Origin of the sequence: Bacillus sp. AFS001701 (genome assembly GCF_002559405.1) — a bacterium.
In the GTDB taxonomy this organism is placed as follows: Bacteria; Bacillota; Bacilli; order Bacillales; family Bacillaceae_G; genus Gottfriedia.
The window spans coordinates 1-4,001 of the sequence record NZ_NTZO01000310.1; the positions used below are offsets into that span (position 1 = coordinate 1).

General features: G+C 33.2%; 4 protein-coding genes. All 4 read right to left on the reverse strand.

The annotated features are described in order from the left end of the window. Positions 1–520: 520 nt before the first annotated feature. Positions 521–1,327, reverse strand: coding sequence for an ABC transporter permease (locus CN514_RS18690; protein ID WP_286141751.1), 807 nt, complete (start codon positions 1,325–1,327; stop codon positions 521–523). Next, complete coding sequence (locus tag CN514_RS18695; RefSeq protein ID WP_098233903.1) at positions 1,320–2,084, reverse strand: ABC transporter ATP-binding protein; 765 nt, start codon at positions 2,082–2,084, stop codon at positions 1,320–1,322. Before CN514_RS18695 ends, CN514_RS18690 begins: the two co-directional genes overlap by 8 nt. 12 nt (positions 2,085–2,096) lie before the next feature. Further along, a complete protein-coding gene (locus tag CN514_RS18700) occupies positions 2,097–3,095 on the reverse strand; it encodes an ABC transporter substrate-binding protein (protein WP_098233901.1) in 999 nt (332 codons plus the stop codon). A gap of 166 nt (positions 3,096–3,261) precedes the next feature. After that, complete coding sequence (locus CN514_RS18705) at positions 3,262–3,750, reverse strand: RrF2 family transcriptional regulator (RefSeq protein WP_098233902.1); 489 nt, start codon at positions 3,748–3,750, stop codon at positions 3,262–3,264. Between the last annotated feature and the right edge of the window lie 251 nt (positions 3,751–4,001).

Consider the following 4,001-nt stretch of genomic DNA (forward strand, 5'->3'; position numbering starts at 1 on the left):
TTCATGAGGAAGTAAAACAGGGAAAAAGAGAAAAATAGTTCCTCATGGGAGGTTCATGAGGAAGTAAAACAGGGAAAAAAAGAAAAATAGTTCCTCATGAGAGGTTCATGAGGAAATAAACCAGCCAAAAAGAGAAAAATAGTTCCTTATGAGAGGTACATGAAGAAGTAAAACAGCGAAAAAAAGAAAAATAGTTCCTCATGAAAGGTTCATGAGGAAGTAAAACAGCCAAAAAGAGAAAAATAGTTCCTTATGAGAGGTTCATGAAGAAGTAAAACAGCGAAAAAGAGAAAAAAGGTTCCTCATAAAGGAGTCATGAGGAAGTAAAACAGTAAAAAAATGAAAATAACATACTCATAACAGGTTGGTAGTAAGGACACATAGAAAGCTAGCATCATTTAGTTGAAATCGACCTTACGGGGCTTCTTTACGTATTTGAACGGCATGAAAAAAGCTCACCATATTAAGTGAGCTTTGTTACATTAAACTTTTCCTATACTTTAACTCATATGACTCCAAATTATTTCTTAATAGTTTTTCTCTCAATATATTCAACAATAATATACATCAAAGCAGCACATACACTTATGATTAATACACTCATTAGAACAAGAGTGAAATTAAATACTTGGAAGCCATAAACGATTAAATAGCCAAGTCCGTTTTTTGAAACTAAGAACTCTCCAACAATCACTCCTACCCAAGCTAATCCGACATTTACTTTTAATGTTGAAATGACGGTAGGTATACTAGCAGGAAAGATGACATTTATAAAGATTTGAGTTTTTGTAGCTCCAAAACTTTTAATGACTTTTACATAATTTTCATCTACCTGTAAGAAGGCTTGATAAATAACCAGCGCTGTTATGACAAAGCTTATTATGATCCCCATGGCAATTATAGACGAATATGAGGGGCCAAAAATTACAATGATGATTGGTCCAAGCGCGACTTTTGGCATGGCATTAAAAACTACTAAAAATGGATCAAGTACCTTTGAGGCAAATGGATACCACCAAAGAATGATTGCTAGAATGACCCCGATAATTGTTCCTAAAATAAATCCAACGAGTGTTTCAGTGATTGTAGTCATAGCATCATGATAGATGGAGCCATCTCCCAACTTTGCACTGAGTAAATCATAAATTTTTGTAGGCGAACTAAACAATAATGGATCAATTATTTTTCGATGACTTAAAAGCTCCCAAGCTATAAAAAAGATAATAATAATTAATAGTTGGAAGAAAAATATGAGTAGCTTTTTACGGCGATTTTTTTTGACGATATTAGCGTGATAGGAGTTTAGTTCGTCATTTACTTTATCCACGTTTCTCCAACTCCTTCCAAATCGCAGAAACATAAGAAGAAAAGAGTGATTGGTGTCGTGTTTCAAAAGGAGAGCGAATACGTAATTCTTCTGGTAAATTAAAAATTTTTGATATTTTTGTAGGAGCATTTGTTAGCGTAATAACCCGATCACACATAGCTACCGCTTCTTCAATATCATGTGTTACTAAGATAGCAGTAGTATTTAACTTCTTAAATAAATTGAAAACTAATTCTTCAAGCTTTACTTTATTTTGATAGTCTAGAGCGGAAAATGGTTCATCTAATAATACAATTGAAGGGCTTGTAGAAAGAGTTCTCACTAATGCAACGCGTTGTCTCATCCCACCGGATAATTCTCTTGGATACGCATTTTCATAATCCTTTAATCCAACTTCATTAAGCAATTCTAGCGTTCGATTTTTATTTTCTTCGGAATCCTTATCTAGAATCTGAAGACCTAGAAAGATATTTTCTTTAATTGTTTTCCAAGGGGATAAATAGTCATGCTGAAGCATGTAACCAATTTCTCCCGATTTTATATCATAAGGCTTCCCTTTAAACTTTACTGAACCGTCATATGGTGTAAGCAATGAAGAAATGATCGATAAAAGTGTGCTTTTTCCACAGCCACTTGGACCTAATACTGATACAAATTCACCTTTTTCAACTTCAAACGTTAAGCCATCCAATATTTTAATTGCCTTTTCCTTCGATAAAAATACATGAGAAATATCATTAACTGTTAAATAACTCATTTTGTTAACCAACTACTTCTCCGTAGATTTTTCGGCAAATTTTGTATCAACTAAAACTGAGTGTGGAACTTCTTTTGGTAAAACACCAGAGTTCTTCATAATCTTTTGAAGATTATTCCACTCATCTTCTTCTAATATTGGATTTGTTGAATAAGAATTTTGAGACTTATAACGATCAATAACTTTTATTGAAATGTCTAAAGGCGTATCTTTAAAGAATGGTGCAACACTTTTTGCAATCTCTTCTGCAGAATGAGTATCAACCCATTGTTCAGCTTCATAAATTGCATCTGTAAACTTTTGAGCTGTTTTCGCATTCTTCTTCAAATAACTTTCTTTTGCTATAAAAGCAGTGTAAGGAACTTTTCCAGACTCCAAGCCGAATGAAGCAACAATTTTACCTCTTCCTTCTTTTTCCATAAGACTTGCTGTAGGTTCAAACAATTGAACATACTCTCCAGTACCTGAAGCATATGCATTCGCAATATTTGCGAAGTCAATATTCTGAATAAGGTTCAAATCTTTATGTGGATCAATCCCATGTTTACTTAGGACGTATTCGCCAACCATTTGTGGCATTCCACCTTTTCTTTGACCTAAAAATGTTTTGTCTCTTAGTTGATCCCAATTAAATGGTACAGTTTGATTTCTAGCTACTAGAAATGTTCCATCAGTTTGAGTCAATTGGGCAAAGCTTTTTACTGGGTCATTTGCACCTTGAGCGTATACATATATAGTTGTTTCCGGCCCAACTAATCCTATATCTGCACCGTTTGACAATACAGCAGTCATCGTTTTATCTCCACCAGCAGTAGTTGTTATTTCAACATCCAATCCATGCTTTTTGAAGATTCCTTCACTAATTGCCACATATTGAGGTGCATAAAATAATGAATGTGTCACTTCTGCAACTCTAACCTTTGTGGTACCATCTTTAGGTTTATCTTTCGAACATGCACCTAAAATAGAAGCAACGAATAAAAACAAAATAAGGAGCCATTTGATTTTCATTTAATCCCTCCTAATCGAAAATATACAATTAGCCTATGCAATAGGAGAAAATGGGTGAATGCGGAGTAAAATGTGCTAAAATCGCTCGGTTACATATGAGTTATCTGATGTGGTTGAACAAAGAAAAACCTCTCTTACTTCCTTTTTTAGGAAATTAGAGAGGTTTTTATCTACTTTTTGAAAAATATTTTCGAGTATCTTCACGTATTTCGTTAGGCAAAACACTTTCTAATTCTTTGTTTAACCATGACAGTGTTTTACTACGTAAATACTCATGCATTTTTTCTTCGGCAGAGAGCATGACTAAATTGATCGTGCAGGTGGCACTTGGAGTACAACCTTTTTCTCTAATAAGATAGCCGTTATCTTTAATATTTTTACATTGAAATATAGGCTTAGAACCTTCAATTGCTTCAATTACATCCCAAAAAGAAATTTCTTCTGGAGATTTAGCTAGTTTAAATCCACCTTTAACTCCTGGAACTGAACTGACTATACCGGCCTTAGAAAGCTTACTAAAAATCTTTGAAAGATATGTATCTGAAACACCTTGAAAGAAAGATAAATCCTTTATTCCAATCGGAGAATCCTCAGGAGTGTCAATTAAATAAACAAGGCAATGAAGTGCATACTCAACCCCAACGCTATACTGCATTAAAACACCTTCTTCATAAATGAGATTATTTTTAATTAATCTTAGAAATGTTTTATTTCTTTGTCAAACATTTACTTTTAGGAGTAATTCAAAGTTAAAAGAAGTTTGACATAATGAAATAAACGATATAATATAGATAGTATAAATCGGCGATTAAACTTGTCGTCAATTTATTGTTTCCAAAAACCACAATTAATTCAATTATTTTTAGAATTAACTTTTTTAGGGGGAATTAAAATGGAAAAACAAAT

Coding starts and splice junctions, on each gene's coding strand:
- CN514_RS18695 (WP_098233903.1), bottom strand. CDS start 2,084: ATGAGTTATTTAACAGTTAATGATATTTCTCATGTATTTTTATCGAAG.
- CN514_RS18700 (WP_098233901.1), bottom strand. CDS start 3,095: ATGAAAATCAAATGGCTCCTTATTTTGTTTTTATTCGTTGCTTCTATT.
- CN514_RS18705 (WP_098233902.1), bottom strand. CDS start 3,750: ATGCAGTATAGCGTTGGGGTTGAGTATGCACTTCATTGCCTTGTTTAT.